The organism is Marinococcus tarijensis (assembly GCF_054971385.1).
Window position 1 is genome coordinate 1 of sequence record NZ_JBQOJA010000081.1, and the last position, 1,056, is coordinate 1,056.

The following is a 1,056-nucleotide window of genomic DNA, read 5'->3' on the forward strand; positions in this document are numbered from 1 at the left end:
CTTGAATTGTAATATTAAGTGCAACACCTAAAAAATAAAAAACACCCATGGTATCCCAGTGTAAAATGAAAGTACCACCAAACACTCACACGGAGGGATACCATGAGCTACTCTCATCTTACCATGATCGAACGTGGACAACTAGAGGCTCTGACGAGCCTCCGCTGGTCCATCCGGCGGATTGCGGCTTTTCTGGGCCGGCATCCATCGACCATTTCCCGGGAACGCCGGCGCCAGGCATCTTCCGAAACGTATCAGGCTGCGCAGGCCCAGGAAGCCTATCGTCAACGGCGGAAGGCCTGCGGGCGAAAAGGTAAAGCGACGCCCGAGCTGCTTCAAGCCATTACCCGTCATCTCCATGCGACCTGGTCCCCCGAACAAATCGCCCGGTACGTCCCGGAGGTTACGGTGGAGTGCCGCACGATCTATCGATGGCTGTACCAGGGGTTATTGGTGCAGGGAGACCTGCGCTGCCTCCGGCAAAAAGGCAAACGGAAGAAGGTGCGGGAAACCCGTGGCCGTTTCACGATCGGTCGGCGCATCGAGGAACGCCCCGCCGCGGTAGATACTAGGCAAACCTTTGGGCACTGGGAAATGGATACCATTGTTTCGTCCCGTGGAAAAAGCAAGGGTTGCCTGGTGACGCTTACCGAACGCAAAAGCCGGCACCTGTTGGCTGTCCCAATACCGGACCGGCGGTCCGGGACCGTAGCCACTGCCGTGGAAACGCTGATGGATCAGTATCCCCGTGGTGTTTTTGAAAGCATGACGGTGGATCGGGGCAAAGAATTCGCCTGCTTTCCCGCCCTCGAGACCCGGGGCGTGCCCGTGTATTTTGCCGATCCCTATGCCGCCTGGCAGCGGGGAACCAATGAAAATACCAATGGCCTTCTCCGAGAATTTTTCCCGAAGGGCATGGATTTAGCTCTCCTCAGCCGGCAGGAAGTGGACTATGTCACTGGACTGATTCACCGCCGCCCCAGAAAATGTTTACATGGGAAGACCACGGACGATGTGTTTCAAAAAGAAGTGTTGCGCTTAAATTGACAATCTAAG

Annotated in this window: 1 protein-coding gene; it reads left to right on the plus strand. The window is 55.7% G+C overall.

Going from position 1 to position 1,056, the window contains the following annotated elements:
* Window positions 1-102: 102 nt before the first annotated feature.
* On the plus strand, window positions 103-1,047 hold the full coding sequence (locus ACTTK7_RS17235) for an IS30 family transposase (RefSeq protein WP_462869332.1): 945 nt from the start codon (window positions 103-105) through the stop codon (window positions 1,045-1,047).
* Window positions 1,048-1,056: the final 9 nt, after the last annotated feature.

Excerpts from the sequence above, each read along its gene's own strand:
- ACTTK7_RS17235 (WP_462869332.1), top strand. The coding sequence starts at position 103 with ATGAGCTACTCTCATCTTACCATGATCGAACGTGGACAACTAGAGGCT.